The sequence below is a fragment of the Streptomyces sp. NPDC034103 genome (assembly GCF_055575395.1).
Window position 1 is genome coordinate 221,884 of sequence record NZ_JBVISS010000001.1, and the last position, 26,742, is coordinate 248,625.

The window sequence follows — 26,742 nt, forward strand, 5'->3', positions numbered from 1 at the left end:
ACGGCTCCCGTCCTGCGAACAGGAAGGGAGCCGTCCAGGTGGGTCCTGTGGCGTTGTGACGTCAGCGGGTCGCGTGACGGTGCGAATGCCGGCTGCCGGTGACGAGCCGGTAGATGGCGAGCAGGATGATGGAGCCGGCGATCGCGGCGATCCAGGTGGAGAGTTCGAAGAAGCCGTCGATGGAGTCGACGCCGAAGATGACCTTGCCGAGCCAGCCGCCGAGCACACCGCCGGCGATGCCGATGAGCATGGTGATGATGATGCCGCCCGGGTCCTTGCCCGGCATCAGGAGCTTGGCGATGGCGCCGGCGAGCAGGCCGATGAAGATCCACGCGATGATGCCCATGAGGCCTCTCCACTTCGTCATATAAAGGTTGTGTCAGCTCATCGTGTGCACCGATCGCGGCCGAACAAACATCTTCTTGGCACTCGGCCGTGCCGGATCCTCACATCGTCCCCCGCCGTCATCCGCCCGGCAGGGGCTTCGGTGACCCATGGGCTCACGGGCGGGCCAGCGGATTGGGCAGGGGCAGGTAGCGCGCGTCCGCGCCGTCGGCGCCGGTCCAGCGCAGCAGCAGGTTGGTCTTGCCGGGGAGGGTGGGCGAGGCGAGCAGGGCCGGGATCTCGGGAAGGTCGTGGCGGGCCAGTTCGCGGCGTACGGCGGGCCAGGGGTCGAGGCCGGGGCGGCGCTCGGCGAGAGCGGCCCCGGCCTCGCACAGGTGGTTCACGACGAGGGTGTACACCAGCCGCTCCCAGCCGTCCGCGCGGTCCACGTCCGCCAGGAGCTTGACGCCCTCGGCGTCCCGGAACAGCGCCTGCACGGGCGTTCCGTCGGCGTCCACGGCGACGAGGGTGTTCTGAAGGTGTGCCTCCAGCACGACGCCGTGGTCGGCGAAGGCCGTCAGGGCGGGCGGGACGACCGCGCGCAGATACGCCTCCCACCAGGCCGCGGCCCCGGCCTGGTCCAGGGAGGGGCCGGCGAGCGGGCTGCCGTCGAAGCCCTCCACGAGGCCCGCGGCGAGCAGCGGGGTCGCGCCGGGCAGGAGGTGGTCGTGGAAGCCGTCGCGGACGAGGACGGCGAGTTCCTCGAAGGCGAAAGCGGCGGTGCGGTAGCCGCGGTCGGAGAGCCAGGCCGCCGGGCTCCCGGCGAACGCCCGGGACGCCGCCGTGTCGGTCCTGCGGAGCTTTTCCAGGTCGTGCCGCCACAGTCGGCGGATGTCGTTGGTGATGCGCACGTCCAGGCTGAACTTGAGGAACAGGTCGCGCTCGGGGGCGTACAGCGTGCGGATCGCGGCCGTGGGCCAGGCGTCGAAGGCCGTCTTTCCGAGCCGGATCAGCCGGCCGTCGGCGAAGGCGTCGGAGAGGTCGACCAGGTCGAGCTGCCAAGGGTGGGCGGGCAGCAGACGGTAGCCGGGCGGGGCCTCGCCGAGCGTGTCGAGGGCGGAGGTGTCGCCCTCCTCGACGACCGTGTCCTCGCGGACGCCGAGCAGCACCAGGGGGAAGCGGGCGTGCGCCTCGGGCGCGTACGGCAGCCATGCGGCCGCCGGGCCGCCGCCGCGCGCCTTGGGGGCGGGGTGGTGGGGGTGGCCGGTGAGCAGGCACTGCTCGGAGCGCAGGTACGGGGCCGCGGGCGGCACCGCACGCGCGCGTGCCCCGAGGATCGCGGCGACGGCGTCCCGGCTGTCGAGCATCTCGGCGGGGAGGTCGGGGTTGGACAGGCCGGTGCGGCGGGTCAGTTCCTCGGCGACCAGCTTCACCAGTTCGGTGTGGCCGACGCGCCGCCAGTGGCCGCCCGTGGCCGTCTCGGGTTCGGCGGGCCGCCGCTCGCCGCGCACCCGCAGGAGCAGCCCGCTGGGCAGGCGGTACACCGGCCGCGCGCCGGTTCCGGGCAGCCGCTCGGCGACCTCGCGCAGCAGGCAGTTCAGCAGCGGCGCGGCCGCGTACGCGTCGGCGCGCCGGGCGTCGGCTCCGGCTGCGGCGGGTGGGGGGATGACGTCCACGCGATTCACTCGTTCTCTACGGTCCGTTGGGGCGGAGATGATCAGTATCTCTGTGGTCATCCCCCACCTTGACGCCCTACTCGCACCCGAGGAGCCCATCCGTGCACCACTCCCCCACCGCAGAGGCCGAGGTCGCCGAGGAACTGGCCGACGTACGCCCCGACCTCGTGTCGCGGTACACGGCCGAGCTCCCGGGCGCCCGGGCCGCGGTACTGACCCGGCTGTGGCGGGCGCTGGCTCATGAGCCGCTGCCGTGGGTCACCGGTCGCGAGACGGCGCGGGACACCCTCGTGCTGCGGCTTCGCGACGGCCGCCGGCTGACGGGTCCGGCGGCCGACCCGTACGCGACCGCCGCGTACGTCGACGTCGTACGGCTCGACGAGACGGCGTACGGCGAGCCGGCCCGGCTGATGACCGATCTGGGCGTACCGCACGGCGCGGATCTGGCGGCCGAACTCGACCACAGTGTCGCCTCGTTGGCCCTGTCCCGCGCCGGGCAGCCGAGCCCCGGGGCGGAGTGGCCCGGCACGGACTGGGAGTGGGAGCAGCGGGTGGTCGACGGGCACCCCTTCCACCCCAACTGCCGTTCGCGGCCCGGGTTCTCGGTGGCCGAGCAGCTGGCGTACGCGCCCGAGCACCGGCCGCTCGTGGAGCTGGGGCTGGTGCCGGTACGGGCGGACGAGTGCCTCGTGACGGGCGGGTGGCCGCAGGGGATGCGGGACGGGGAGCGGCTGTTGATGCCGGTGCATCCGTGGCAGGCGGCGCACGTGCTGAAGCGGACGGGCGACGAGGGGCCGGTGGCGCATCCGCTGATGTCGCTGCGCACGCTGGCCCTGCCGGACGGCGGCCCGCATGTGAAGACCGCGCTGAGCGCCCGGCTGACGTCGTCGGTGCGGGACATCTCCACCTACTCGATCGGCGTGTCGGCGACCCTGTCGGCGTTCGCGGAGTCCCTGGAGGCGCACACCGGCGGCCTGCTGCACTTCACCCGCACCCTGGGCGCGGCGACCGCCGGATCGCCCGATCTGGCGGCGGTGGTACGCGAGTCGCCGCGAGCGTACGCGACCGGCGGCGAGCGCGTGGTCCCGGTGGCCGCGCTCGCCACCACCGGACTGCCCGCCTCCCCCGGGTGGCTGGCGCGGTTCACCCGGCTCACGCTCACCGCCGGTCTGCGGCTGCTGGAACTGGGCGTGGCGCTGGAGGGGCACGGCCAGAACCTGCTGGTGGTGCTCTCCCCCGAGGGCGAACCGCGGCGGCTGGTGTATCGCGACCTCGCCGACATCCGGATCAGTCCGGCCCGGCTGGCCCGACACGGGCTGCCCGTACCGGAGTTGACGGGCCGGCTCGTCACCGACGACGAAACGGCCCTGCGGCGCAAGCTGTTCGGGGCGCTGGTGGCGGGCGCCCTGGCGGGGACGGCGGGTTCGGGTCCGGCGTTGGGCGCGGCGCTGGAGACCGCCGTACGGGATCTGCCGCGTACGCCGGATCTCGTGGCGCTCGTGGAGAACCCGCTGCCCGCGAAGGCGTTGACGCTGATGAGGCTGTCGCCGGGGACGCCGGGGGACCAGTGGGCCGCGCTGCCGAACCCGCTGCGGTGAGCGGCGTTCAGGGGCTCGTTTTGGAGCGTGGCACTCCTGATCAATAGGATCCGCCGATGATCACACGTAAACGGCTGGCGGCAGGAGTGTGCGCCCTGCTCGCCGCCCTCACGGCCGGGATGGCCTTCCCGGCCGGGGCGGCCGCCGGTGAACCCACGGGCGAGACCGCGCCCCAGGTCGACCTCGTCCTCGACGTGAGCGGCTCCATGCGGACCCGGGACATCGACGGCGGCACCCGGATGGCCGCGGCCAAGCAGGCCTTCAACGAGGTGCTGGACGCGACGCCCGAGGAGGTCCAGCTCGGCATCCGCACGCTCGGCGCCAACTACCCGGGCGACGACCAGAAGACGGGCTGCAAGGACACCGCGCAGCTCTATCCGGTCAGCACCCTGGACCGCACCGAGGCCAAGACGGCGGTGGCGACGCTCTCCCCCACCGGCTGGACGCCGATCGGCCCGGCGCTGCTGAAGGCGGCCGGCGACTTCACCGAGGGCTCCGGCTCCAAGCGGATCGTCCTGATCAGTGACGGTGAGGACACCTGCGCCCCGCTCGACCCGTGCGAGGTGGCCCGCGAGATCGCGGCCAGGGGCATCGGCCTGACCATCGACACGCTCGGCCTGGTCCCGAACACCAAGATGCGCCGGCAGCTGAGCTGCATCGCGGAGGCGACGGGCGGCACGTACACCTCGGTGGAGCACACCGAGGAACTCACCGACAAGGTCAACCAGTTGGTGGACCGGGCGGCCGATCCGGTGGTGACGCCGGTGGCCACCGAGGGTGCCGCCGCGTGTGCGAAGGCGCCCACGCTCGAGTCCGGGCTCTACACGGACCGCGAGGAGTTCGGGCAGGAGCGCTGGTACCGGGTGGACGTGCTGCCGGGACAGGAGCTGCGTGCCTCGGTGAGCGTCGCGGCCGACCGGGCCGTGAACCCCGACTACGGAACGCTGCTGCGGGCGGTCACGGTGCACGGCCGGGAGATCGTGCGCGGCGAGGCCGCCGGCAACGGCCGCACCGACGTCATCTCCACCGGGCTGCGCTACCCCAGGCCCGAACGGGACGACGACGACAGTGACAAGCCGGCCGCCGAGACCGTGTGCCTCCAGGTCACCAACTCCTTCTCGGCGGCCTCCGGGGTCAAGACCACGCCGGGTCTGCCGCTCGAACTGACCGTGGATGTCGTGGACGCCCCGTCCTCGTCGAGCGACGTCGCCTCCTTCGGTCTCGGCCGGGGCTGGTGGCTGCTCGGTGTCCTGATCCTCGCCGGCTTCCTCGCCGGTCTCGTCTGGGGCTGGCTCTCGCGCTGGCGGTTCGCGGTCTGGAGGACCAACTGATGCGGATCACACGTGTGTTGAGCGCGACCTTCCTGGCGCTGGGCCTGGGCGTGTCCCCGGCGGCGGCCGACTCCTCGCCGTCCCCCTCGGCGTCCGCGGACAGTGCCGCCCCGACCTCGGCCGGTACGTCCTTCCGTACGGCGACCGAGATCGAGCAGGGCCGGCAGGCCACCGCGAGCGGCTCCACCGGCGACTACCAGTACTGGTCGTTCCCGGCGGACGCCGGGCAGCGCCCGACCGTGACGGCGACGGTGAAGCTGCCGAAGACGCACGCCGCGCAGACCTGGCAGGTCGACGTGTACGACGGACTGCGCCGCCGCCAGGCCTGCCAGTACGGCGCGCAGACCCGCACCGCCGCCGCGGACGCGGCCTCGGTGGAGCTGGCCTGTGTGCTGCGCACCGTGCGGGCCTGGTCGGAGCCGTGGGCCGACGACCCGCTGCCGGGGACGTACTACATCCGGCTGACGGTCGTCGACCTGGCCACCGCCGACCTCGGCCAGCCGGTCGACGCCTCGGTGGAGGTCGGCTCCAAGGACATCGGCGGCGCGGCGGCGGTGGACGGCGCTCTGGCCGAGCCGCTGGTGCCGGGCATCGCGGTCAAGCCGGCTACGGACGAGGGGACTTCGGACTCCTCGGCCGTGCTGTCCGCGATCGAGCCGGAGGACGGCTGGTCGTCGGGCTGGTGGTCCGACCGCTGGGTGTGGACCGCGATCGGCGGCATCCTGGCCGCGCTCGCGGGGGTCGGCGGCCACGCGCTGACGCGCGGGGCGGGCCGGCCGCGACAGGTGCCGCCGGGCGCCTGATGTGACACCCGTCGAGGGCCCGCTGCCGTTCAGCAGTGGGCCCTCAGCGTTTTCGCCACGGCTCCGTCGCCGGTCACCTCGACCCGCCCGTCCCGGACCGCGTCGGCCAGGGCCACCTCACCGCGGCTGATGGCGGCACAGGTCCCGGTGTCCAGGACGAGCCGTGCGTCGGGCTCGCGGGGCGCGGGGCCGTCGCCGTGGACCGGCCCGTCCTCGGCTCCGGCGTACAGGTGGAAGTGCCCTTCCTCCAGCCGGACCTCGACCAGCCCCTCCCCCTCCAGGGCGCGCAGCAACGGCAGCGCGAACCAGTGCGCCCGTACCGCGTCGGTGGGCCGCAGCTCCCCGAGCTCGGCCTCGCCCCACGTCCCGAGGGCCTGGAGGACGGGCAGCAACTGGCGTCCTCGTCCGGTGAGTTCGTAGACGTAGGCGACACCCGGCGGGGGCAGCCTGCGCCGGGTGGCGAGCCCGTCCCGCTCCATGTCCTTCAGCCGCGAGGCGAGGACGTCGGTGCTGACGCCGGGCAGGTCCGCGTGCAGATCCGTGTAGCGGCGCGGGCCGCCGAGCAGCTCGCGGACGATCAGCAGGGTCCAGCGGTCGCCGACGGTGTCGAGCGCACGCGCGGCGGAGCAGTACTGGTCGTAGCTTCGGCGAGGTGACATGCGACGCAGTCTAGACAAGTCATTGGACTTTCCAAGCTGCTACTTGGTAAAACCAAGCAACATCAGAAACCGGAGAGGCGGCAGCGCATGGAGTTCCGGCAGTCCAGCAAGCTCAGCGAGGTCTGTTACGAGATCCGCGGACCGGTGATCGAGCACGCCAACGCGCTGGAGGAGGCGGGCCACAGCGTGCTGCGCCTGAACACCGGCAACCCCGCGCTCTTCGGCTTCGAGGCGCCGGAGGAGATCGTCCAGGACATGATCCGGATGCTCCCCCAGGCCCACGGCTACACGGACTCCAAGGGCATCCTCTCCGCCCGCCGCGCGGTCGCCCAGCGCTACCAGACCCTCGGCCTGGAGGTCGACGTCGACGACGTCTACCTCGGCAACGGCGTCTCCGAGCTGATCTCGATGGCCGTGCAGGCGCTGATCGAGGACGGCGACGAAGTCCTCATCCCCGCCCCGGACTTCCCGCTCTGGACGGCCGTGACGACGCTCGCCGGCGGCAAGGCGGTCCACTACGTCTGCGACGAACAGGCCGACTGGAACCCGGATCTGGCCGACATGGAGTCGAAGATCACGGACCGCACCAAGGCGGTCGTGATCATCAACCCGAACAACCCCACCGGCGCCGTCTACTCCAAGGAGATCGTCGAGGGCATCCTCGACCTCGCCCGCCGGCACGGCCTGATGGTCCTCGCCGACGAGATCTACGACCAGATCCTGTACGACGACGCCGTGCACCACTCGGCCGCCGCCCTCGCCCCCGACCTGGTCGTCCTCACCTTCTGCGGGCTGTCCAAGACCTACCGCGTGGCCGGCTTCCGCTCGGGTTGGCTGGTCGTCACGGGTCCCAAGCAGCACGCCAAGGACTACCTGGAGGGCCTGACCATGCTCGCCTCCATGCGCCTGTGTGCCAACGCCCCCGCCCAGTACGCCATCCAGGCCGCGCTCGGCGGCCGCCAGTCCATCCGCGAGCTGACGATGCCCGGCGGGCGGCTGCACGAACAGCGCGACGTGGCATGGGAGAAGCTCAACGAGATCCCGGGGGTCTCGTGCGTGAAGCCCAAGGGCTCCCTCTACGCGTTCCCGCGCCTCGACCCCAAGGTCTACAAGATCCACGACGACGAGAAGTTCGTCCTGGACCTGCTGCTCCGAGAGAAGATCCAGGTCGTCCAGGGCACCGGCTTCAACTGGCCGGCCCCCGACCACTTCCGCATCCTGACGCTCCCGCACGCCGACGACCTGGAGGCGGCGATCGGCCGGATCGGGCGCTTCCTGAGCGGCTACCGCCAGTAGGGCAACGCCGGGTGCTGTCCGGGCAGTACGGCCGCTTCGGGCGCGGCCTCGGTGCGCGCGGCTTCGGCGCGCGCGGCCTCGGTTCGCGCGACCTCGGTTCGCGCGGCTTCAGGTGGACGGGTCCGCTCGGCTTCCCGGACGCGGCGGGCGAGGTGACGTACGGCTGCGGCCGTCTGGCCGAGTCCGTGGTGCGGGCCGCGCGCGCCGCGTGACACCGTGCGGTAAGGCGGGCGCGGTGGGAGGTCGGCGTGGGTGATCTGTTTCTGGTCCGGCACGGGGAGACCGAGTGGTCCCGGTCCGGGCGGCACACCGGATGGACGGACGTGCCGCTGACCGAGCGCGGACGCGAGGAGGCGCGGCGGCTGGTGCCGCTGATCCGCTCGCACCGGATCGGCGCGGCCTTCGTCAGCCCGCTGCAACGGGCGCGGGAGACCGCCGAGCTGATCGGGGTGCCGGACGCCCGGGTCGACGTCGATCTGCGGGAGTGGGACTACGGCGGCTACGAGGGGATCACCACCGTCGAGATCCAGCGCACCCGGCCGGACTGGTTCCTGTTCAGCGACGGGGTCACCCCCGGGCCGCCGGACCATCCGGGCGAGACCGCGGAGCAGGTCGGCGAGCGCGCCGACCGGGTGCTGGCCAAGGTGGACGCGGCCCTCGCCAACACCGAGGGCGTGGTGCTGCTGGTCGCCCACGGGCACTTCCTCCGGGTGCTCACGGCCCGCCGGCTCGGGCTGCCGCCGTCGCGGGGAGCGCTGTTCCAGCTGGCGACGGGGACGGTGTGCCGGCTGGGAACGGAGCACGGGCGACCGGTGATCGCCGGGTGGAATGTCAGACCCCCGTCGTAGCCTTCGGGCAGGCCTGGTCGCACAGCGGCTGATCGCAGCGGAGCGCAGGCCTTTCGAGGAGGCTGGTCGCAGTGGCGCGCAAGCCCTTCGGAAGGGCTGCGCCGCGGCGGTGCCGGGCCCTCGAAGGGCTTGGTGCAGAGCCGCGCCGGGCCCTCGACAGGCCCGGTTCGCAGCGGCATCCGGGCCCGCCGACCACGCCGCCACCGGGGAGGAGCATGCCGTGACCAGACCGCCCACCGCCGCCCAGCGGCGCGTCATCGACGCCGCCGACCCCGTCACCGGCCGGATCCGGGGCACCGAGGCGCAGCTCGCGTCCCTCGTCAGGCACGGGCTCGCCTTCCGGCACCCCCGGCCGCCGCACGACCACTTCCTGACACCGGCCGGCCACCGGATACGCGAGGCCGCACCCACGGCGCCCGCACCGGCAGCCGAGCCCGCGCCCCAGCCCGAGGCCGGCGGGACCGCCGGGGTGTTCACCGCGCGGATCGGCGGGGAGGAGGCGCCGCCGCCCGCCGGGCCGGCCCGGGTACGTGAGGTGCACAGCGCCTGGCAGGGGCTCCTGGAGCTGCGCCGGATGACGAATCAGGACGGGGCCACGGACCGCCCCTGCGGCTGGGAACGGACCCATCTGGTGCAGGCCGCGGCGCTCGCGCTGGAGGCGGCCGGGCACCGTCCGGCGACCGGTGCGCAGGCCGAGGGGTACCGGGTGCGCGCGACCCCGCAGCCCGAGGCCGTCGCGGTGCGCGAGCCGGACACCGCGGCGCTCGCGGCCTGCGCTGCCACGCTGGAGGCGGCCGGCTGGCAGGTCGGCGAGTACACCGAGCCGCGGACCAGAGCCCGGTACCTGCTGGCCTCCCCGCGCCGCGTGTAGCGCACGCGGGCACACGGGCACACGGGCACACGGGCACACGTGTCAGGATCTTGCCCAGCAACTGCCGTAGCGCGAGAGGGGATTGACGTGAGCGAGCCGTTTTCGGTGCCGGTGACCGTGCGCGGGTACGAGACGGACGTGCAGGGCCACCTCAACCAGAGCGTGTACCTCAACTACGCCGAGCACGCCCGCTGGTCGCTGCTGCGGGCCGCGGGCATCACCCAGGCCGGACTCATCGGCAGCGGGGTCGGCCCGGTGGCCCTGGAGACCACCATCCGCTACCGGCGCGAGCTGCTGGCGGGCGACGAGGTCGAGGTGACGTGCGCCTTCCTCTGGGGCGAGGGAAAGACGTTCCGGATGGAGCAGACCATCCGCAAGGCGGACGGCACAGTGGCGGCGGAGATCACGGCCGTTGGCGGACTGCTGGACCTCAAGGAGCGGCGGCTCGTCCCCGACCCTCGGAAGTACTTCCAGGAACTGGCCACCGAACCCACGCTGTTCGGGCTCTGATCGCGCCTACGCGTCGACCGGCTCCGACTCGTGCGCCAGGTCGTAGCCCGCCCGCGACTCGGCGATGTAGACCCTGTTGCGCTCGGCCCAGTCGGTCAGGCGTTGCAGGGTCTCGTGCAGATCCAGAGCGGCCGGGGTGAGGGCGTACTCGACCCTGGGCGGGACCGTGGCATGGACGGTGCGGGTGACGAGACCGTCGCGCTCCAGGTTGCGCAGGGTCAGGGTCAGCATGCGGCGGCTGATGCCCTCGATGCTGCGCTCCAACTCGGTGAAGCGGATGGGGCCGTGGGCCGCGGCCACCAGGATCTGGACGCTCCATTTGCCGGCCACCCTGTCAAGAACCTCGCGGACCGGGCACGCGTGCGCGTTCACGACCTGCGAGGTAACACCGGTGTTCCTCTGGGACATCGGACTGCCTCCTTATGCCGACCCTCAGGGTCACGCACGATGTCCTCCGTCACAAGTCGTGCACCTAGGTGTGCACCTCGGCGTCTTACGGAGAACACGGAGGCCACGCCGCCATGACGGCCATGATCGAGTCCCAGACCCGCGCACCGCACCGGACGCGACGAACGTACTCCCGCTGGGCGGCCCTTGTCGTCCTGTGCGCGGGGACCCTCATGACGGTCCTGGACGGCACCATCGTCACGGTCGCCATGCCGGCCATCCAGAGCGACCTCGGTTTCTCGGCCTCGGGTCTGGCCTGGGTCGTCAACGCCTACCTCATCGCCTTCGGCGGGCTGCTGCTGCTCGTCGGCCGGCTCGGCGATCTCGTGGGCCGCAAGCGGATGTTCACCGCCGGCCTCGCCCTGTTCACCGTGGCCTCCGTCCTGTGCGGCGTGGCCACCGGCCAGGGCGTGCTGATCGCGGCCCGTGCCCTCCAGGGTGTGGGCGGCGCGATGACCTCGGCGGTGGTCCTGGGCATGCTGGTGGCGCTCTTCCCCGAGCCGCGCGAACAGGCCCGCGCCATCGCCGTGTTCAGCGCGGTCGGCGCCGGCGGCGCGTCCCTCGGCACGTTCCTGGGCGGGGCGCTCACCGAGACCCTGAACTGGCACTGGATCTTCCTGATCAACCTCCCCATCGGCATCGTCTCCTGGCTCGCGGCCGGCCGCGTCCTCAGCCCGGACCGCGGCGAGGGCCTCGGCGAGGGCGCCGACTACCCGGGCGCGGCCCTGGTCACCGGCGCCCTGATGCTCACGGTCTACGTCATCGTCGGCGCCGGCGAGCGCCACCTGACCTCGACACTCCTGCTCGCCGCCCTCGCCCTCGGGCTCTTCGTGGCCTTCACCGTCCGCCAGGGCCGGACCGCCCGCCCGCTGCTGCGGCTGCGGCTGTTCCGCTCCCGGATACTGAGCGGCGCCAACGCCGTCCAGATCCTGATGATCGCCACGATGTACGGCTTCCAGTTCATCGGCGCGCTCTACATCCAACGCGTCCTCGGTTACGGCGAGTTGCTCACCGGCGTCGCCTTCCTGCCGGCGCCGCTCGTGATCGGGGCGCTGATGCTCGGCCTCTCCGCCCGGACCGTCGGCCGCTTCGGCCCCTACCGGGTACTGCTCGCCGGGCTCGTGCTGATCACCGTCGGCATGGCACTGCTGAGCCGGGCGCCCGTGGACGGTTCGTACGTCACCGACGTCCTGCCGTCGCTGCTGCTGCTCGGCGCCGGGTTCGCCGCCGCGATGCCCGCGCTGACCGGGCTGGCCATGTCGGGGGCGCGGGAGGAGGACGCGGGACTGGCGTCGGGGCTGTTCAACACCACCCAGGTGGTGGGTGGTTCGCTGGGACTCGCGGTGCTGTCGGTGCTGGCGGCGAGCCGGACCGCGGGGCTGCTGGAGAGCGGTGCGGACCCGGTCGGCGCGACGGCCGAGGGCTACCGACTGGCCTTCACGGCCGGAACGGGCATCGCGGTGGCGGCCCTGGCCTTGGCCGCGGTGGTACTGCGACCCGGCCGGAAGTAGCCGACAGGCACGACGTCACGGCCGGGACGGGCACCACGGCGGCAGCGCTCGCCCTGACCGCGGCGGCGCTGCGACCTGGCCGGAGGTAACCGAGAGGCGCTGCGACGCGGACGAAAGTAGCCCAGAGGCACGACGTCACGGCCGGGACGGGCACCGTGGTGGTGGCGGCGGGGTTACGGCCTCGCCGCCGTGTCCGTCGCTCACTCCCCCGCGAAGGCGGCCCCGTGGTCCTCGGCCCACTGCCGGTACGTCCGCGCAGGGCGCCCCAGCACCCGCGGCACGTCCTCGGTGACGACGGCGTTGCCGCCGCCGCGTACGAAGGCGGTGCCGGCCAGGACGCCCGCCGCCTGGGCCTCGCCGAGGCCCCACACGGTCAGCAGGTGCTCGCGCGTCTCCTCCGGCGAGAGATCCCGCGTGGCCACCGGCCGGCCGAGTACCGAGGCGAGCACGGCCGCCTGTCCGGGGACGCTGATCGTCTCCGGCCCGGTCAAGGTGTACGTCCGTCCCGCGTGCCCGCCGTCGAGGAGGGCCCGGGCCGCGACCTCGGACACGTCCCGCGGATCGATCACCCCGGACAGCCCGTCGCCCGTCATGTTCGGCACCGGCTCGCCCCGCTGGAGGGCGGGCACCCAGCTCAGCGTGTTCGAGGCGAAGGACGAGGGCCGCAGGATTGTCCACTCGGCGCCGCTCTCGCGCAGCACCCGCTCACCGGGCACATGCCAGTCCCCGGACGGACCGACCGCGGGATCGCCGGTCCCGATCGCGGAGAGTTTCACCAGCCGGCCCACGCCCGCCGCCCGCGCCGCCGTCACCAGGGCCTCATCGTGCGGGGCCGCCGGTCCGGGCGCGCCCAGCAGGAACGCGGCCGTCACCCCCGCCATCGCGGCATCCAGGGAGCCAGGGTCGAGGTAGTCCCCCCGCACCACCTCCACCCCGGCCGGCACCCGGGCCCTGGCCGGGTCCCGGGTCAGGGCGCGGACCTTCTCGCCGCGCGCCGCGAGCTGTCGCAGGAGTTCACTTCCGATGGTGCCCGTGGCACCGGTCACGAGGATCATGTCCCCACGGTGGCCCGCCCGGGTCCCTGAACTCTTGGAAATTCCGGCACGGTTCGGCCGTCCATCCGCGCGGGCGGACGTCTACGGTGAAGGGGTGACGAACTCCCGTGCCGAGCAGGCCCTTTCGCTGCCCGAGGCCCTGCGACCCTGGATCGCGGGGATCAGTAACGTGACCGCGCTCGGCCCGCCCGAGAAGGCGTTCATCCGCCTTCCGGACACCGGCACCAAGGTCGTCGTGCGGGTGGGGGTGGCCGGGCGGCGGGACGTCCTCGCCATCGGCCCCCAGGTGCGGGCCTCGTACCACGAGGGCAAGGCGCTCGCGTCCTGCGTGGAGCTGCGCCTCGCACCGGGCACGGCCCGCCCCCTGCTGGGTGTCCCGGCGGCGGAACTGGTGGGCCGGGTCGTGCCGTTGGGCGAGCTGCCGGGCACCACGGCCCGCCGGCTCGACCGCGAACTGCGGAGGCTGGACCCGGAGCGGGCCGTGGCCCACCTGGCTGAGGTGCTGCCCGAGCGGCTCGCCGACACCGCCGACCGCGATCGTTCCCGGCTGGTCCGGGCCGGGGTCGACGCCATGTCGGTGCGGCTCGGTCGCACGCCTGGGCCGGTCGGTGAGGTGGCCCGTCACCTGGCTGTCAGCGAGCGCCAGTTGCGCAACCTGTTCGCGGAGGGCGTGGGTCTGTCCCCCAAGCACTACGCCCGCATCGAGCGGGTCCACGCGGTCCTCGCCCACGCCCCGACCTCGCCCTGGGCCGAACTCGCCGCCGCCACCGGCTACTACGACCAGGCGCACATGACCGCCGACTTCCGCGCCCTGATGGGCGTCCCCCCGCGCTCCTACTTCACCGGCCGTCTCCCCGCGTCCACCCCCTGCCAGGCGGGCCCCCGCCGCTGAATCCGGGATGCGCCGGACGCCTGCCACCTGCGATGCTCCGGTTCCATGTCCGCACGACGCGTCAGACCCAGCCTCTACATCTCCGTCGACATCGAGGCCGACGGCCCGATCCCCGGCCCCTACTCCATGATCAGCCTCGGCGCGGCGGTCGCCGGGGTCCAGGACGCCGGGGGATTCACCCCGGCCGACCCCGAGCAGCGGACGTTCTACCGTGAACTCAAGCCGATCAGCGCGGAGTTCGTGCCCGAGGCACTCGCGGTGAGCGGCCTGGACCGGGAGCGGCTGTGCGCGCAGGGCGCCGAACCGGCCGTGGCGCTGGCGGAGTTCAGCGCGTGGGTGGGTGAGGTGAGCGACGGCGCGCAACCGGTGATGTGCGGGTATCCGGCGTCGTACGACTGGACGTTCCTGTACTGGTACCTGATCCGGTTCACCGGGGCCAGCCCCTTCGGGCACTCGGGGTGCCTCGACATGAAGACGCTGTACGCGACGAAGGCGGGGCTGCCGCTGCGGGCGGTCGCGAAGAGGACGATGCCTCGCGCGCTGCTGTCCGGGCGGCGGCACACCCATCACGCACTGGACGACGCCGTCGAGCAGGCCGAGTTGCTCGCCCGGCTCATGGCGTGGCCCGGCGTCGCGCGGTGACGGTCCCGGAGGCCCGGCGTAGCGCGCTGACCCGTACCGGGTCGAGGCCGCCCGGCGGAAGGCGGTCTCGACCCGGACCTGCTGCTCAGGTGGCCGCAGCGATCTCCTCGCCCGCTTCCATCGGGTGGGTCACGTCCTGGGCGTCAGGGTCGCTGCCCAGGTGGTTGAAGACCAGGTTCAGCGCCACCGCGGCCACGCAGCCCGTGGAGATGCCCGAGTCCAGGACGATCTTCGCCGTCTCGGGGAAGGCGTGGTAGAACTCCGGCGCCGTGATCGGGATGATGCCGACGGCCAGCGAGACGGCCACGATCAGGACGTTGTTGTCCTTGTCCAGACCGGCCCGGACCAGTGTCTGGATGCCGCTCGCCGCGACCGAGCCGAAGAGGACCACGCCCGCCCCGCCGAGCACCGGACGCGGGACGACGGCGATGAGTGAGGCGGCCATCGGGCACAGGCCCATCAGCACCAGGAAGGCGCCGCCGGTGGCGACGACGTACCGGCTGCGGATCCTGGTCATGGCGACCAGGCCGATGTTCTGGGCGAAGGCGCTGCACATGAACCCGTTGAACAGGGGGCTGAGGGCGGAGCCGAGGGTGTCGGCGCGCAGGCCGGCGGCGATGGTCCGCTCGTCCGCCGGGCGTTCGACGATCTCGCCCAACGCCAGCATGTCCGCGGTCGATTCGGTCATCGAGACCACCATCACCACGATCATCGAGACGATCGCGGCGATCTGGAACTGCGGTGCGCCGAAGTGGAAGGGGGTGGGGAAGCCCACCACGTCGGCGTCCGCGACCGGGCTGAAGTCGGTGACACCGAAGCGGATCGCGAGGAGCGTGCCGAGGACCAGGCCGAGCAGGACGGCGATCTGCTTGACGAAGCCGCGGGTGAAGCGGCGCAGCAGGAGCACGATGACCAGCGTCGCGGCGGCCAGGCCGAGGAAGGTGGTCGAACCGTAGTCGTCCGCGGCGGGGTTGGGCCCCTGCGCCCAGCCGAAGGCGACCGGCAGCAGGGAGATGCCGATGAGGGTGATGACCGTGCCGGTGACCACCGGCGGGAAGAAGCGGACCGCCTTGCTGAAGAAGGGGGCGGCGAGGAAGCCGAGCAGGCCCGCGACGATCACCGCGCCGAAGATGATCGGCAGGGCGTCGGACTTGTCGTCGGTGGAGGCGACGATCGCGGTCATCGGGGCGACACCGGCGAAGGTGACGCCGTTGACGAAGGGGAGCCGGGCGCCGATCTTCCAGATGCCCAGGGTCTGCAGGAAGGTGGCGAGGCCCGCGGTGAACAGACAGGCGCCGGTCAGGAAGGTCAGCTCGGTGCCGGAGAGGCCGATGGCCGCCCCGACTATCAGGGGCGGGGCGACGACCCCCGCGTACATGGCGGCCACGTGCTGGAGGCCCGTGGTGGCCATCTTGAGTGCGGGGAGTTTTTCGTCAACGGGGTGGGCGGTCACGGCGGTTCCTCCGGGTCAGCTAACACGTCGGCTCTGACGTGGGTTTCTTGGAGGTGGTGCACGGTCGTGCGGGACCGGGGGACGGGTCCCCGCGTCGGGGGCGCCATCAGGGGTGACGGAGGCCGTTCCGGGGCGCACGCGTGTGACGTGCGCCCCGGAGACGGCCGCCATGGACCCCGCTCGGGTCCACGGCCACCGGTCGAGGGCCGTCCCCCTCGACCGGAGATCTTCGACCGGCCGGCCCTGTCGGCGCGGCCGGCTCGGTCAGTACGGCCGGCTAGGTCAGTCGGCCGGCTCGGTCAGCTCTGCGCGGCGATCCGCGCCAGGCGCCGCGCCTGCTCGCGCGTGGAGACCGCGATGGCGTCCTCGTCCACGTGCAGCAGACGGTTGTCCGCCACGATCTGACGGCCGTTGACGAAGGAGGCCGTGACCGGGGCCGCCGCGCCGAAGACCAGCGCGGTCACCGGGTCGGCGATGGAGGCGTGGGCGAGCGTGTCCAGCTTCCACAGCACCAGGTCGGCGAGCTTGCCCGGCTCCAGCGAGCCGATCTGCGTGGCGCGGCCGAGGACCTGGGCGCCCCCGAACGTGCCGAGACGCAGGGCCTGTCGGGCGTTGAGCGCGGCCTCGCGGTGCGCGCCGAGGCGGTTGATGAGCAGCGCGTTGCGCAGTTCGGTGTGGAGTTCGCCCGACTCGTTCGAGGCGGTGCCGTCGACGCCGAGGCCGACCGGGACGCCGGCGGCCAGCATGTCCGGGACGCGGGCGATACCAGCGGCCAGGCGGGCGTTGGACGAAGGACAGTGGGCGACACCCGTCCTCGTCCGGGCGAAGGCGGCGATGTCGGAGTCGTTCATGTGGACGCAGTGCGCCATCCACACGTCCTCGCCCAGCCAGCCGGTGGACTCGAAGTAGTCGGTCGGCCCCATGCCGAACAGCTCGTGGCAGAACTTCTCCTCCTCGACCGTCTCCGAGCCGTGGGTGTGCAGCCGCACGCCGAGACGGCGGGCCAACTCGGCGCCCTGCTTGAGCAGTTCGGTGGAGACGGAGAACGGCGAGCAGGGCGCGACGGCGACCTGGGTCATGGCGTCGAAGGAGGGGTCGTGGTGCTCCTTGACGGTCGCCTCGGTCGCGGCGAGGGCACCGTCCAGGGTCTCCACGGCGAAGTCCGGGGGCAGCCCGCCGTCCTTCTCGCTGCGGTCCATGGAGCCGCGGGCGAGGGTGAAGCGGACACCCATCTCGCGGGCGGCGCGGATGATCGAGCCGGACAGGTCGCCGGAGCCCTGCGGGAAGACGTAGTGGTGGTCCATGGCGGTCGTGACGCCGCCGCGGGCCATCATGGCCAGCGAGCCCTGCGCGGCCGAGTAGGTCATCTGCTCGTCGATGCGCGCCCAGGTCGGGTACAGCGCCACGAGCCAGTTGAAGAGGTTGTGGTCGGTGGCCAGGCCCCGGGTGATCCACTGGTAGAAGTGGTGGTGGGTGTTGACCAGGCCGGGGGTCACGAGATGTCCGGAGGCGTCGATACGGCGGACGACGTTCTCCAGACCCTCGGGGGCCCTGCCCGCGCCGAGCGCCTCGATGCGGTGGTCGGCGATGACGACATGACCGCTCGCGTACTCGGTGTCGTGCGCGTCGACGGTCGCGATCGAACAGTTCTCGATGACGATGCGCTGGGCTGCTGCCATGGTTCGCCCCTTTGTACTGAGGGTGTGCTGGTGTGGAGAGGGCACGGCAGGACCCTGGTGATTTGAGTGCCGCGGCCGGATCGGAGGCCTCTCCGGCCGCGGGTGCCGATGGTGTCGGTTGTTACAGGTTGGTCAGGTCCACCGGGATCTTCGGCTCGCAGCCGTCCCGCAGGATGGTCGCCTCGATCAGGCCGTAGGGCCGGTCGGCGGCGAAGTAGACCTCATTGTCGTTCTTGAGCCCGAACGGCTCCAGGTCCACCAGGAAGTGGTGCTTGTTCGGGAGCGAGAAGCGCACCTCGTCGATCTCGCTGCGGTGGTTGATGATCCGCGAACCCATTTGGTAGAGCGTCTGCTGGAGCGAGAGCGAGTAGGTCTCGGCGAAGGCCTGGAGCATGTGCTTCCTGGTCTGCTCGTAGGACTTCTCCCAGTTGGGCATCCGCTGCTCGTCGTCGGTCCAGTTGAACCGCCAGCGGCCCGAGACCTGGGTGGCCAGGATGCGGTCGTACGCCTCCTGGAGCGTTGTGTACTTGTCCTTGACGTAGCCCCAGAACTCGGAGTTGGTCGAGTTCATCACGACCAGGTCCTTGAGGCCGGAGATGACCTCCCACTTCTCACCGTCGTAGGTGATCTGGGTGACCCGGGTCTCCTGGCCCTTGCGGACGAAGGAGTGCTTGACCTCGTCCGCGCCGATGAAACGGGAGTTGGCGTCGGAGGCGTCGATGCGCTCCCAGGCGTACTCCTCGATACGGATGCGGGCGACCTTGATCGGCTCCTGCGAGGTCACGAAGTGCCGGGCGAGGTGGATGCCGAACTGCTCGGCCGACTCGATGCCGTGCTCCTTGGCGAACGCGTACACCGTGTTCTTGGTGGTGTCGGTCGGCAGCACGTTGGCGTTGGAGCCGGAGTAGTGGACCTCGTCCATGTCGCCGGAGAGGGCGACGGAGACGTTGAGATCCTTGATGTGGTGGGTGGCGCCGTCCCGCGTGATCTTTACGACTCGGTTCTCGGCCTTGCCGTACTGGTTCTGTCCCAGGATCGTGGGCATTTAGCTAGCTCCCTCGGTAAACGGAGTAGCCGAACGGGTTGAGCAGCAGCGGTACGTGGTAGTGCTCCCCGGGCTCGACGGCGAAGGTGATCGCCACCTCGGGGAAGAACACGGCACCGCTGTCCCGACTCGCGGGGGCGTCCTGCTGCGCATCGGCTTGCTTCTTTTCGAAGTACGCCTCGACCGCGAAGTCGAGCCGTACGTGGGTGGTCCCCGCCGGCAGGTCCGGGAGGTCCTTGCACCGCCCGTCCGCGTCGGTCGCCGAACCGCCGAGCGTCCGCCAGTCGGCGTCGCGGCCCGAGCGGGCCGCGAGTTGGATGGCGACGCCCTGCGCGGGGCGGCCGATGCTGGTGTCCAGGATGTGCGTGGACACCGAATTCCTCTGCACGGCAGCGGTGCTGGTGCTCATACTGCGTCAGTCCTCTTCGACGAGTCGGGCGAGCCGGATACGGTTGATCTTGCCCAGCTCGGTGCGGACGATCTCCCGCTCCCGCTCCGGCGAGTTGCCGATCCGCTCCTTGACGGCGTCGCGCATCTGCTCGCCGGTCCGGCCGGTGGCGCAGATGAGGAAGACATGGCCGAACTTGTCCTGGTAGGCCAGGTTCAGTTCCAGCATCTGCGCCTTGAGGTCCTCGGAGGCGCCGGCCATGCCGCGCTGTTCCCGCGCCGAGGTCGGGTCGCCCTCCTTGGGGCGGCCGATGGGCGGGTGTCCGGCCATCGCCTCTTCCAGGTCCGCCGTCGTCAGCTCGGCCGTGGCGGCGTCGCCGGTGGCGTAGAGGTCTTCGACGGTGGCGTAGGGGCGGGCGGCGAGCAGCCGCTTCGCCCAGGCCGTGGAGGCACACACCTCGAGGAGTGCGGCGAGCGCCGCGTCCTCCTCGGCTGCGTTGAACCGGGTCAGGCCCGGCGGCGTGGAAGTCGAAGTCACGGGAGCCTCCGTGGCCGCGGACGGCCTTCGTGCTGAAGCGGGCTTCCGTTAGCTAACGCCCTCCGAAACACCACGTCAACACTTTGTTGAAAATTCGGGGTGAACGAACGCCGCGCGGCGCAGGTCAGGCGTCTTTGTCGCGATTGAGGTAGTTGTACACGGTGAAGCGGCTGACTCCGAGCGCGCTTGCCACGGTCTCCACGCCGTGCCGTACCGAGAAGGCGCCACGCGCCTCGAGTATCCGCACGACCTCCTGCTTGGCCTTGCGGTCCAGGTCGGCCAGCGGCCTGCCCTGCTTGCGCTCCATGGCGGCGAGGATGTGGTCGAGGGAGTCCGCGAGCTGCGGCAGCCGCACGGCGACCACGTCGGCGCCCTCCCAGGCGAGCACGACGTCGTCGGGGCCGGCCTCGTCCGGCGGGACCATCTCCCCGCCCATGGCGTCGACCAGCGGCTTCACCGCCGTGATGAAGGGCTCGTCCCCCGTGCGGGTCACTTCTCGCCCTCCCCGATCACGTTGACCTGGAGCGAGACCCGGGTGGCGCCGGCCGCCAGGGATCTGCGCAGCAGCGCGTCCACGGCACTCAGCACCGCGTCGGCGTCGCCCTCCGCGGTGTTGCCGAACGGGCCGACGTCCACCGCGTCCAGGGTGGCGGCCTCGACCACCTCGCGGGCCACCAGCGCGTGCGCGGGTGCCTCGTCGAGGTCGAAGGGTTCGGTGGTGAACTCCACTCTCAGTCGCATCGCGCCCCCATTTCTGTCTGAACTGCACGTCCTCGCGGCCCTCCGGCCCGAGAGGGCGCATCCGGGGCACGTCGGTGACGGCGGGACACGGTCAACGGCGCCCGGACCGACCTTAACGGACCACCCCCGCCACCAGCACGGCTTCCCGGGGCCGACCTGCGCGGACGCGCGGGCCCGTTCCGCCCCGACCCGTCCCGCTGGACCGACCGACTCTTGACAAGCCCGGACCCCCACCGGCTATCTTCCATTAAGCAGAAACGAACTTCCGCATTACGGAATCACTCGACACGGAAGGGAGCGCCTGGTCCACATGGGATTCGCAGAGCAGCGCTTCAACGTCAACCTGTCGATCCTCTTCACGGAACTCCCGCTCCTGGAGCGCCCCGCGGCCGCCGCCGCGGCCGGCTTCACCGCGGTCGAGCTGTGGTGGCCCTGGATCGACTCCCCCACCCCCGAGCCGTCCGAGCTCGACGCCCTGAAGAAGGCGATCGAGGACGCGGGCGTCCAGCTCACGGGCCTGAACTTCTACGCCGGCCGGCTGCCGGGCCCCGACCGCGGCGCCCTGTCGCTGCCGGGCGAGGAGTCGGAGCGGTTCCGCGCCAACATCGACGTGGCCGCGGACTTCGCCGAGTCCCTGGGCTGCACGGCCCTCAACGCCCTGTACGGCAACCGCGTCGACGGCGTGGACCCGGCCGAGCAGGACGCGCTCGCGCTGGAGAACCTGGTCCTCGCGGCCCGGGCCGCGAGCCGGATCGGCGCGATCCTGCTGGTCGAGGCGCTCAACAAGCCCGAGTCGCCGCTGTACCCGCTGGTCAGCGCGCCCGCCGCGGTGGGCGTGGTGGACAAGGTGAACGAGGCGACGGGGCTCGGCAACGCCAAGTTCCTCATGGACCTCTACCACCTGTCCATGAACGGCGAGGACCTGCCGGCGGTGATCGAGGAGTTCGCCGCGAAGACCGGCCATGTGCAGATCGCCGACAACCCGGGCCGTGGCGCCCCGGGCACGGGGACGCTGCCGCTGGAGGAGCTGCTCGACCAGCTGAGGAAGGCCGGTTACGAGGGCTATGTCGGCCTGGAGTACAAGCCGGGCGACCGTCCGAGCACCGAGGCCTTCGACTGGCTGCCCGCCGGGGCCCGCGCGGCCCGCTGAGGGCCACCCACACACGTAGAGAAGTACGCAGAGAGGCACCCCCGTCATGAGCACTCTTCCCAAGATCGCGTGGATCGGCCTCGGCATCATGGGCTCCCCCATGTCCGAGAACCTCGTCAAGGCCGGTTACGACGTCACCGGCTTCACCCTGGAGCAGGACAAGCTGGACCGCCTGGCCGCCGCCGGCGGCAAGGCCGCCGCCTCGATCGCCGAGGCCGTCAGGGACGCCGACGTGGTCATCACGATGGTCCCGGCCTCCCCGCAGGTCGAGGCCATCGCCTACGGCCCCGACGGCATCCTGGAGAACGCGAGGTCCGGCGCGCTGCTGATCGACATGTCCTCGATCACCCCGCAGACCTCGGTCGACCTGGCGAAGGCGGCGAGGGACAAGGGCATCCGCGTCCTGGACGCCCCGGTGTCCGGCGGCGAGGCCGGCGCGATCGAGGCCGTGCTGTCCATCATGGTCGGCGGCGAGCAGGCCGACTTCGACACCGCGAAGCCGATCCTCGAAGCCCTCGGCAAGACCATCGTGCTGTGCGGTCCGCACGGCTCGGGGCAGACCGTGAAGGCGGCCAACCAGCTCATCGTCGCCGTGAACATCCAGGCGTGCGCCGAGGCCGTGGTCTTCCTGGAGAAGTCCGGCGTGGACCTCAAGGCCGCGCTCGACGTCCTGAACGGCGGCCTCGCCGGCTCGACCGTGCTGACGCGCAAGAAGGACAACTTCCTCCAGCGCGACTTCCAGCCGGGCTTCCGCATCGACCTGCACCACAAGGACATGGGCATCGTCACCGACGCCGCCCGCAACGTCGGCGCGGCCCTGCCCGTCGGTGCCGTGGTCGCCCAGCTCGTCGCGTCCCTGCGCGCCCAGGGCGACGGGGGCCTGGACCACTCCGCGCTGCTGCGCGCGGTCGAGCGCCTCTCCGGCGCCCAGATCTGACGCACCCCCAGACCCCGGGCGGCGCCGCTGCTGACACCTGTCCTGTCGCGCCCAGGCGGCGGCGCCGCCCGGCACCCCACCTCAACACACCGTTGAACGAGAACTTCAACAAACTGTTGACGTCCAGATCGCCCCATACCTAGGCTCCACAAAGCGGAAGCCGTCTTCCGAAGGATTTCGCTGCCCCTCGTACGGAAGGTCCCCGATGTCGAAGCGCGTGCTCACGACAGAGTCCGGCGCCCCGGTCGCCGACAACCAGAATTCCGCCTCCGCCGGCGTCGGCGGCCCGCTCCTCCTTCAGGACCAGCACCTGCTGGAGAAGCTCGCCCGCTTCAACCGTGAGCGCATCCCGGAGCGCGTGGTGCACGCCCGTGGCTCCGGCGCGTACGGCTACTTCGAGGTGACGGACGACGTCACCGGCTTCACGCACGCCGACTTCCTCAGCTCGGTCGGCAGGCGCACCGAGGTCTTCCTGCGCTTCTCCACCGTGGCGGACTCGCTCGGCGGCGCCGACGCGGTGCGGGACCCGCGCGGCTTCGCGGTCAAGTTCTATACCGAGGAGGGCAATTACGACCTCGTCGGCAACAACACCCCGGTGTTCTTCATCAAGGACCCCATCAAGTTCCCCGACTTCATCCACTCCCAGAAGCGCGACCCGTTCACGGGCCGTCAGGAGCCGGACAACGTCTGGGACTTCTGGGCGCACTCCCCCGAGGCCACGCACCAGATCACCTGGCTGATGGGCGACCGCGGCATCCCGGCGTCGTACCGCCACATGAACGGTTACGGCTCGCACACCTACCAGTGGACGAACGCCGAGGGCGAGGCCTTCTTCGTCAAGTACCACTTCAAGACCAACCAGGGCATCCGCTGCCTGTCCGCCGAGCAGGGCGCCGAGTTGGCCGGCAAGGACCCGAGCTCCCACCAGACGGACCTGCTCCAGGCCATCGAGCGGGGTGTGAACCCGTCCTGGACGCTGTACGTGCAGCTCATGCCTGCGGCCGAGGCGGCGGAGTACCGCTTCAACCCGTTCGACCTGACCAAGGTCTGGCCGCACGCCGACTACCCGCTGCGGCGCGTGGGCCGGCTGGTCCTCGACCGCAACCCGGACAACGTGTTCGCCGAGGTCGAGCAGGCCGCGTTCTCCCCGAACAACTTCGTGCCGGGCATCGGTCCGTCGCCGGACAAGATGCTCCAGGGCCGCCTGTTCGCCTACGCGGACGCGCACCGCTACCGCCTGGGCGTCAACCACACCCAGCTCGCGGTGAACGCCCCGAGGGCGACGGTCGCGCACAACTACGGCCGGGACGGCCTGATGGCGTCCAACTCCCAGGGGCGCGCGGCGAAGAACTACGAGCCGAACTCCTACGACGGCCCGGTCGAGACGGGCCGCCCGCTGTCGGCGCCGCTCGCGATCCACGGCTGGACGGGCACGCACGAGGCCCCGCGGCACACCAAGGACGACGACTTCTTCCAGGCCGGCGAGCTGTACCGGCTGATGTCCGAGGACGAGAAGTCCCGTCTGGTCGCGAACATCGCCGGTGGCCTCTCGCAGGTCACACTCGACGACGTGATCGAGAAGAACCTGGCCCACTTCCACGCCGCCGACCCGGAGTACGGCAAGCGTGTCGAGGAGGCGGTCCGCGCCCTGCGCGAGGACTGAGCCTCCCCGGCGAAAGGCTCCCTGCTCGCGCCCACAACGCCGAGCGACCCGGATGAGGGGTGGTCCCCGGTACGGGGCACGGGCAGGGTGATGGACCGCGGCGGCGTGCGAGCCAGTGCGGTGGTGAAGGACCGGACCCCCTTCTCGACCTGAGGGAAGGGCGTCGCGGCTCCGTCGTCGCCGCCGCGGTCCCGGTACGGACGAAGAGCGCCTGACACGGACGGTCCCGTGTCGGGCGCTCTTCGCCGTCTTCGGGGTGCGCACCCGGCGTCCGCGCAGGACGCTGGAGGCATGGCACATCCCGCGCACCATCCGCACGTCGTGGTGCATTCGCCGGCGCTGGACGGCTCCCGGCGGGTCACCGCGGACGACCACAACCTCGGCGTCGCCTCCCATCTCGACGACGTCGTGGAGCTGCTGCGCCTCGCCGATCTCGACGTGGTCGAGGTCGAGGTGAGCGACATCGTCGAATGGCAGGGCGGCGGCCCGGACGACTGGCCGGGCCTGTCCGAACACCCCCAGCGCTGAGCCCGCGTACGCACGGTGGCGTACGCGGGCTACGGAACCCTCAAATCAACCTCTGAACCCACGTCCAGGGGCTTCAACTGCCCCCGGGTGGGGGCACATCCTGCTCTGCACGGGGCCCGCCGGCACGGGGGCGGCGGGCCCCGGCGGGGGACGGGGACGCGAGCCCCGGCGGGGGACGGGACGCGAGCGGTGGGCTCCGAGGGGGACGGGGCATGCCGAAGGGGCGGCCCGTCCCCCTCGGTCGGACCACCCCTTCGGCGGAGCGGTTTGGCGGTGCGGCCGATCAGGCCTTGATCGGGATGATCGCGGTGGGCGCGTGGCCCGGCTCGGTCGCGATCTCCTCGAACTCCTTCACCGCGCTGATGTCGGCGGTCGGGCTCATCGAGATGTTGGTCACCCGCTCCAGGATCGCCTCGACGACGACCGGGACCCGGTACTGCGCGGCCAGCTTCTTGGCCTCCTCGAAGGCCGGCAGGAGCTGGTCGGGCTCGGTGACGCGGATGGCCTTGCAGCCCAGCCCCTCGGCGACCTTGACGTGGTCGACGCCGTACACGCCCAGCTCGGGCGAGTTCTGGTTCTCGAACTCCAGGTTCACCTGGAAGTTGATGTCCAGCCCGATCTGCGCCTGCCGGATCAGGCCCAGGTAGGCGTTGTTGACCAGGACGTGCACATACGGGATGCGGTGCTGCGCGCCGACCGCCAGCTCCTCGATCATGAACTGGAAGTCGTAGTCGCCGGAGAGCGCGACGACCGGGGTCTCCGGGTCGGCCGTGGCGACGCCGAGGGCCGCGGGGATGGTCCAGCCGAGCGGGCCGGCCTGGCCGCAGTTGATCCAGTGGCGCGGCCGGTAGACGTGCAGCATCTGCGCGCCGGCGATCTGCGAGAGGCCGATGGTGGTGACGTAGCGGGTGTCGGGCCCGAACGCCTTGTTCATCTCCTCGTAGACGCGCTGCGGTTTCATCGGCACGTTGTCGAAGTGCGTACGGCGGTGCATCGAGCCCTTGCGCTCCAGGTGCGAGGCGACCCAGGCGGAGCGGTCGGGCAGCTTGCCGGCCGCCTTGAGCTCGCGCGCGACCTCGACGAACAGCTCCAGGGCGGCCTTGGCGTCGGAGGCGATGCCGTAGTCCGGGGCGAAGATCTTGCCGATCTGGGTCGGCTCGATGTCGACGTGGACGAACGTGCGGCCCTCGCGGTACACGTCCAGCTTGTAGCCGGTGTGACGGTTGGCCCAGCGGTTGCCGATGCCGAGGACGAAGTCCGACTCCAGGAACGTGGCGTTGCCGTAGCGGTGACCGGTCTGCTGGCCGACCATGCCGGCGTTCAGCTCGTGGTCGTCCGGGATGGTGCCCCAGCCCATCAGGGTGGGCACGACCGGGGTGTTGGTGATCTCCGCGAACTCGACCAGCAGGTCGGAGGCGTCGGCGTTGATGATGCCGCCGCCGGCGACGATCAGCGGACGATCGGACTCCAGGAGGAAGGACAGCGCCTTCTCGATCTGGGCGCGGGTCGCGGCCGGCTTGTAGACGGGGAGCGGCTCGTACGTCTCCGGATCGAAGTCGATCTCGGTCTGCTGGACGTCGATCGGCAGGTCGATCAGGACCGGCCCGGGACGGCCGGAGCGCATGAGGTGGAAGGCCTGCTGGAAGACCCCGGGCACCTGCGCGGCCTCCAGGACGGTGACGGCCATCTTCGTGACCGTCCTCGCGATGGAGGCGATGTCGACGGCCTGGAAGTCCTCTTTGTGGAGCAGGGCGGTCGGGGCCTGGCCCGTGATGCACAGGATCGGGATGGAGTCACCGATCGCGGAGTACAGGCCGGTGATCATGTCGGTGCCGGCCGGACCGGAGGTGCCGATGCAGACACCGATGTTGCCCGGGTGCGTACGGGTGTAGCCCTCGGCCATGTGCGAGGCGCCCTCGACGTGGCGGGCCAGGGTGTGGTGGATGCCGCCGGAGGCCTTGAGCGCCGCGTAGAAGGGGTTGATCGCCGCGCCGGGGACACCGAACGCGTTGCTGACGCCCTCGCGCTTGAGGATCTCGACTGCCGCGCGGGCAGCGGTCATACGAGCCATGGAGTACTCCTGCTTCGGCTGTCGGACGTGTGCTCCCGTCGCGCCCCGCGGTGTGAACACTTCCGTATTGCGGAAAGTCTTTTCTAC

Annotated in this window: 28 protein-coding genes; 15 read left to right on the plus strand and 13 right to left on the minus strand. The window is 71.6% G+C overall.

Annotated elements, in window-relative coordinates:
• Nucleotides 1–61: 61 nt before the first annotated feature.
• Entirely contained in the window at nt 62–346 is a 285-nt protein-coding gene (locus ACZ56U_RS01000; RefSeq protein WP_469082272.1) for a GlsB/YeaQ/YmgE family stress response membrane protein, read from the minus strand.
• A 154-nt stretch (nt 347–500) separates the two neighbouring features.
• Entirely contained in the window at nt 501–2,009 is a 1,509-nt protein-coding gene (locus ACZ56U_RS01005) for an IucA/IucC family protein (RefSeq protein ID WP_469081890.1), read from the minus strand.
• Nucleotides 2,010–2,101: 92 nt separating this feature from the next.
• Between ACZ56U_RS01005 and ACZ56U_RS01010 the strand changes: the two genes are divergently transcribed.
• From ACZ56U_RS01010 to ACZ56U_RS01020, 3 genes are read left to right on the plus strand one after another with little or no spacing between them, the layout of a single operon-like run.
• Nucleotides 2,102–3,598, plus strand: a complete 1,497-nt coding sequence (locus tag ACZ56U_RS01010) for an IucA/IucC family protein (protein WP_469081891.1) — start codon at nt 2,102–2,104, stop codon at nt 3,596–3,598.
• Between the two features lie 56 nt (nt 3,599–3,654).
• On the plus strand, nt 3,655–4,929 hold the full coding sequence (locus ACZ56U_RS01015) for a VWA domain-containing protein (protein WP_469081892.1): 1,275 nt from the start codon (nt 3,655–3,657) through the stop codon (nt 4,927–4,929).
• On the plus strand, nt 4,929–5,732 hold the full coding sequence (locus ACZ56U_RS01020) for a hypothetical protein (protein ID WP_469081893.1): 804 nt from the start codon (nt 4,929–4,931) through the stop codon (nt 5,730–5,732). Before ACZ56U_RS01015 ends, ACZ56U_RS01020 begins: the two co-directional genes overlap by 1 nt.
• 29 nt (nt 5,733–5,761) lie before the next feature.
• On the opposite strand, the gene ACZ56U_RS01025 is transcribed toward ACZ56U_RS01020, so the two are convergent.
• Nucleotides 5,762–6,391 (minus strand): winged helix-turn-helix transcriptional regulator, encoded by a 630-nt coding sequence (locus tag ACZ56U_RS01025; protein WP_469081894.1) that lies wholly within the window; start codon nt 6,389–6,391, stop codon nt 5,762–5,764.
• An 87-nt stretch (nt 6,392–6,478) separates the two neighbouring features.
• Between ACZ56U_RS01025 and ACZ56U_RS01030 the strand changes: the two genes are divergently transcribed.
• The 5 genes from ACZ56U_RS01030 to ACZ56U_RS01050 all read left to right on the plus strand — a co-directional run bounded on the left by ACZ56U_RS01030 (nt 6,479) and on the right by ACZ56U_RS01050 (nt 9,916).
• Nucleotides 6,479–7,687 (plus strand): pyridoxal phosphate-dependent aminotransferase, encoded by a 1,209-nt coding sequence (locus ACZ56U_RS01030; protein ID WP_469081895.1) that lies wholly within the window; start codon nt 6,479–6,481, stop codon nt 7,685–7,687.
• A gap of 11 nt (nt 7,688–7,698) precedes the next feature.
• Nucleotides 7,699–7,899: a hypothetical protein gene (locus tag ACZ56U_RS01035; protein ID WP_469081896.1), complete on the plus strand. Its 201-nt coding sequence runs from the start codon at nt 7,699–7,701 to the stop codon at nt 7,897–7,899.
• A gap of 36 nt (nt 7,900–7,935) precedes the next feature.
• The gene (locus tag ACZ56U_RS01040; RefSeq protein ID WP_469081897.1) at nt 7,936–8,535 is read left to right on the plus strand and encodes a histidine phosphatase family protein; all 600 of its coding nucleotides are present in this window, start codon (nt 7,936–7,938) and stop codon (nt 8,533–8,535) included.
• Nucleotides 8,536–8,755: 220 nt separating this feature from the next.
• Nucleotides 8,756–9,406: a hypothetical protein gene (locus tag ACZ56U_RS01045; RefSeq protein ID WP_469081898.1), complete on the plus strand. Its 651-nt coding sequence runs from the start codon at nt 8,756–8,758 to the stop codon at nt 9,404–9,406.
• Nucleotides 9,407–9,493: 87 nt separating this feature from the next.
• The gene (locus ACZ56U_RS01050; RefSeq protein ID WP_469081899.1) at nt 9,494–9,916 is read left to right on the plus strand and encodes an acyl-CoA thioesterase; all 423 of its coding nucleotides are present in this window, start codon (nt 9,494–9,496) and stop codon (nt 9,914–9,916) included.
• 6 nt (nt 9,917–9,922) lie between these two features.
• Here ACZ56U_RS01050 and ACZ56U_RS01055 read toward each other — a convergent pair whose 3' ends face one another.
• A complete protein-coding gene (locus ACZ56U_RS01055; RefSeq protein WP_469081900.1) occupies nt 9,923–10,324 on the minus strand; it encodes a winged helix-turn-helix transcriptional regulator in 402 nt (133 codons plus the stop codon).
• A 113-nt stretch (nt 10,325–10,437) separates the two neighbouring features.
• On the opposite strand from ACZ56U_RS01055, the gene ACZ56U_RS01060 reads away from it, so the two are divergent.
• Nucleotides 10,438–11,874 (plus strand): MFS transporter, encoded by a 1,437-nt coding sequence (locus ACZ56U_RS01060; protein WP_469081901.1) that lies wholly within the window; start codon nt 10,438–10,440, stop codon nt 11,872–11,874.
• A gap of 200 nt (nt 11,875–12,074) precedes the next feature.
• On the opposite strand, the gene ACZ56U_RS01065 is transcribed toward ACZ56U_RS01060, so the two are convergent.
• The gene (locus ACZ56U_RS01065; protein ID WP_469081902.1) at nt 12,075–12,929 is read right to left on the minus strand and encodes an SDR family oxidoreductase; all 855 of its coding nucleotides are present in this window, start codon (nt 12,927–12,929) and stop codon (nt 12,075–12,077) included.
• A 94-nt stretch (nt 12,930–13,023) separates the two neighbouring features.
• Between ACZ56U_RS01065 and ACZ56U_RS01070 the strand changes: the two genes are divergently transcribed.
• Nucleotides 13,024–13,821 carry a helix-turn-helix domain-containing protein gene (locus ACZ56U_RS01070; RefSeq protein ID WP_469081903.1) on the plus strand — a complete coding sequence of 266 codons (798 nt, stop codon included), beginning with the start codon at nt 13,024–13,026 and terminating at the stop codon, nt 13,819–13,821.
• Between the two features lie 45 nt (nt 13,822–13,866).
• Complete coding sequence (locus tag ACZ56U_RS01075) at nt 13,867–14,463, plus strand: 3'-5' exonuclease (protein WP_469081904.1); 597 nt, start codon at nt 13,867–13,869, stop codon at nt 14,461–14,463.
• Nucleotides 14,464–14,548: 85 nt separating this feature from the next.
• Here ACZ56U_RS01075 and ACZ56U_RS01080 read toward each other — a convergent pair whose 3' ends face one another.
• The 7 genes from ACZ56U_RS01080 to ACZ56U_RS01110 all read right to left on the minus strand — a co-directional run bounded on the left by ACZ56U_RS01080 (nt 14,549) and on the right by ACZ56U_RS01110 (nt 20,306).
• Entirely contained in the window at nt 14,549–15,916 is a 1,368-nt protein-coding gene (locus ACZ56U_RS01080) for a nucleobase:cation symporter-2 family protein (protein ID WP_469081905.1), read from the minus strand.
• Between the two features lie 299 nt (nt 15,917–16,215).
• Nucleotides 16,216–17,595, minus strand: coding sequence for an 8-oxoguanine deaminase (locus ACZ56U_RS01085; protein ID WP_469081906.1), 1,380 nt, complete (start codon nt 17,593–17,595; stop codon nt 16,216–16,218).
• Nucleotides 17,596–17,716: 121 nt separating this feature from the next.
• A complete protein-coding gene (pucL, locus tag ACZ56U_RS01090; RefSeq protein ID WP_469081907.1) occupies nt 17,717–18,640 on the minus strand; it encodes a factor-independent urate hydroxylase in 924 nt (307 codons plus the stop codon).
• A gap of 4 nt (nt 18,641–18,644) precedes the next feature.
• Nucleotides 18,645–19,049, minus strand: coding sequence for a hydroxyisourate hydrolase (uraH, locus tag ACZ56U_RS01095; protein WP_391244882.1), 405 nt, complete (start codon nt 19,047–19,049; stop codon nt 18,645–18,647).
• 6 nt (nt 19,050–19,055) lie between these two features.
• Nucleotides 19,056–19,565 (minus strand): 2-oxo-4-hydroxy-4-carboxy-5-ureidoimidazoline decarboxylase, encoded by a 510-nt coding sequence (uraD, locus tag ACZ56U_RS01100; RefSeq protein ID WP_469081908.1) that lies wholly within the window; start codon nt 19,563–19,565, stop codon nt 19,056–19,058.
• 124 nt (nt 19,566–19,689) lie between these two features.
• Nucleotides 19,690–20,058, minus strand: a complete 369-nt coding sequence (locus tag ACZ56U_RS01105) for a helix-turn-helix domain-containing protein (protein ID WP_469081909.1) — start codon at nt 20,056–20,058, stop codon at nt 19,690–19,692.
• Entirely contained in the window at nt 20,055–20,306 is a 252-nt protein-coding gene (locus tag ACZ56U_RS01110) for a YkoF family thiamine-binding protein (protein ID WP_391244874.1), read from the minus strand. Before ACZ56U_RS01110 ends, ACZ56U_RS01105 begins: the two co-directional genes overlap by 4 nt.
• Nucleotides 20,307–20,616: 310 nt before the next feature.
• Between ACZ56U_RS01110 and ACZ56U_RS01115 the strand changes: the two genes are divergently transcribed.
• From ACZ56U_RS01115 to ACZ56U_RS01130, 4 genes are all read left to right on the plus strand, one after another.
• A complete protein-coding gene (locus tag ACZ56U_RS01115; protein WP_469081910.1) occupies nt 20,617–21,456 on the plus strand; it encodes a TIM barrel protein in 840 nt (279 codons plus the stop codon).
• A gap of 46 nt (nt 21,457–21,502) precedes the next feature.
• Entirely contained in the window at nt 21,503–22,393 is an 891-nt protein-coding gene (locus tag ACZ56U_RS01120) for a 2-hydroxy-3-oxopropionate reductase (RefSeq protein ID WP_469081911.1), read from the plus strand.
• A gap of 205 nt (nt 22,394–22,598) precedes the next feature.
• Nucleotides 22,599–24,056 (plus strand): catalase, encoded by a 1,458-nt coding sequence (locus tag ACZ56U_RS01125; protein ID WP_469081912.1) that lies wholly within the window; start codon nt 22,599–22,601, stop codon nt 24,054–24,056.
• Nucleotides 24,057–24,347: 291 nt separating this feature from the next.
• Complete coding sequence (locus ACZ56U_RS01130; protein WP_469081913.1) at nt 24,348–24,584, plus strand: hypothetical protein; 237 nt, start codon at nt 24,348–24,350, stop codon at nt 24,582–24,584.
• Nucleotides 24,585–24,867: 283 nt separating this feature from the next.
• Here ACZ56U_RS01130 and gcl read toward each other — a convergent pair whose 3' ends face one another.
• The gene (gene gcl / locus ACZ56U_RS01135; RefSeq protein ID WP_469082273.1) at nt 24,868–26,646 is read right to left on the minus strand and encodes a glyoxylate carboligase; all 1,779 of its coding nucleotides are present in this window, start codon (nt 26,644–26,646) and stop codon (nt 24,868–24,870) included.
• Between the last annotated feature and the right edge of the window lie 96 nt (nt 26,647–26,742).

Excerpts from the sequence above, each read along its gene's own strand:
- ACZ56U_RS01000 (WP_469082272.1), bottom strand. The coding sequence starts at position 346 with ATGGGCATCATCGCGTGGATCTTCATCGGCCTGCTCGCCGGCGCCATC.
- ACZ56U_RS01015 (WP_469081892.1), top strand. The coding sequence starts at position 3,655 with ATGATCACACGTAAACGGCTGGCGGCAGGAGTGTGCGCCCTGCTCGCC.
- ACZ56U_RS01020 (WP_469081893.1), top strand. The coding sequence starts at position 4,929 with ATGCGGATCACACGTGTGTTGAGCGCGACCTTCCTGGCGCTGGGCCTG.
- ACZ56U_RS01025 (WP_469081894.1), bottom strand. The coding sequence starts at position 6,391 with ATGTCACCTCGCCGAAGCTACGACCAGTACTGCTCCGCCGCGCGTGCG.
- ACZ56U_RS01030 (WP_469081895.1), top strand. The coding sequence starts at position 6,479 with ATGGAGTTCCGGCAGTCCAGCAAGCTCAGCGAGGTCTGTTACGAGATC.
- ACZ56U_RS01055 (WP_469081900.1), bottom strand. The coding sequence starts at position 10,324 with ATGTCCCAGAGGAACACCGGTGTTACCTCGCAGGTCGTGAACGCGCAC.
- ACZ56U_RS01060 (WP_469081901.1), top strand. The coding sequence starts at position 10,438 with ATGACGGCCATGATCGAGTCCCAGACCCGCGCACCGCACCGGACGCGA.
- ACZ56U_RS01065 (WP_469081902.1), bottom strand. The coding sequence starts at position 12,929 with ATGATCCTCGTGACCGGTGCCACGGGCACCATCGGAAGTGAACTCCTG.
- ACZ56U_RS01075 (WP_469081904.1), top strand. The coding sequence starts at position 13,867 with ATGTCCGCACGACGCGTCAGACCCAGCCTCTACATCTCCGTCGACATC.
- ACZ56U_RS01085 (WP_469081906.1), bottom strand. The coding sequence starts at position 17,595 with ATGGCAGCAGCCCAGCGCATCGTCATCGAGAACTGTTCGATCGCGACC.
- pucL (WP_469081907.1), bottom strand. The coding sequence starts at position 18,640 with ATGCCCACGATCCTGGGACAGAACCAGTACGGCAAGGCCGAGAACCGA.
- uraH (WP_391244882.1), bottom strand. The coding sequence starts at position 19,049 with ATGAGCACCAGCACCGCTGCCGTGCAGAGGAATTCGGTGTCCACGCAC.
- ACZ56U_RS01110 (WP_391244874.1), bottom strand. The coding sequence starts at position 20,306 with ATGCGACTGAGAGTGGAGTTCACCACCGAACCCTTCGACCTCGACGAG.
- ACZ56U_RS01115 (WP_469081910.1), top strand. The coding sequence starts at position 20,617 with ATGGGATTCGCAGAGCAGCGCTTCAACGTCAACCTGTCGATCCTCTTC.
- ACZ56U_RS01120 (WP_469081911.1), top strand. The coding sequence starts at position 21,503 with ATGAGCACTCTTCCCAAGATCGCGTGGATCGGCCTCGGCATCATGGGC.
- ACZ56U_RS01125 (WP_469081912.1), top strand. The coding sequence starts at position 22,599 with ATGTCGAAGCGCGTGCTCACGACAGAGTCCGGCGCCCCGGTCGCCGAC.
- ACZ56U_RS01130 (WP_469081913.1), top strand. The coding sequence starts at position 24,348 with ATGGCACATCCCGCGCACCATCCGCACGTCGTGGTGCATTCGCCGGCG.
- gcl (WP_469082273.1), bottom strand. The coding sequence starts at position 26,646 with ATGACCGCTGCCCGCGCGGCAGTCGAGATCCTCAAGCGCGAGGGCGTC.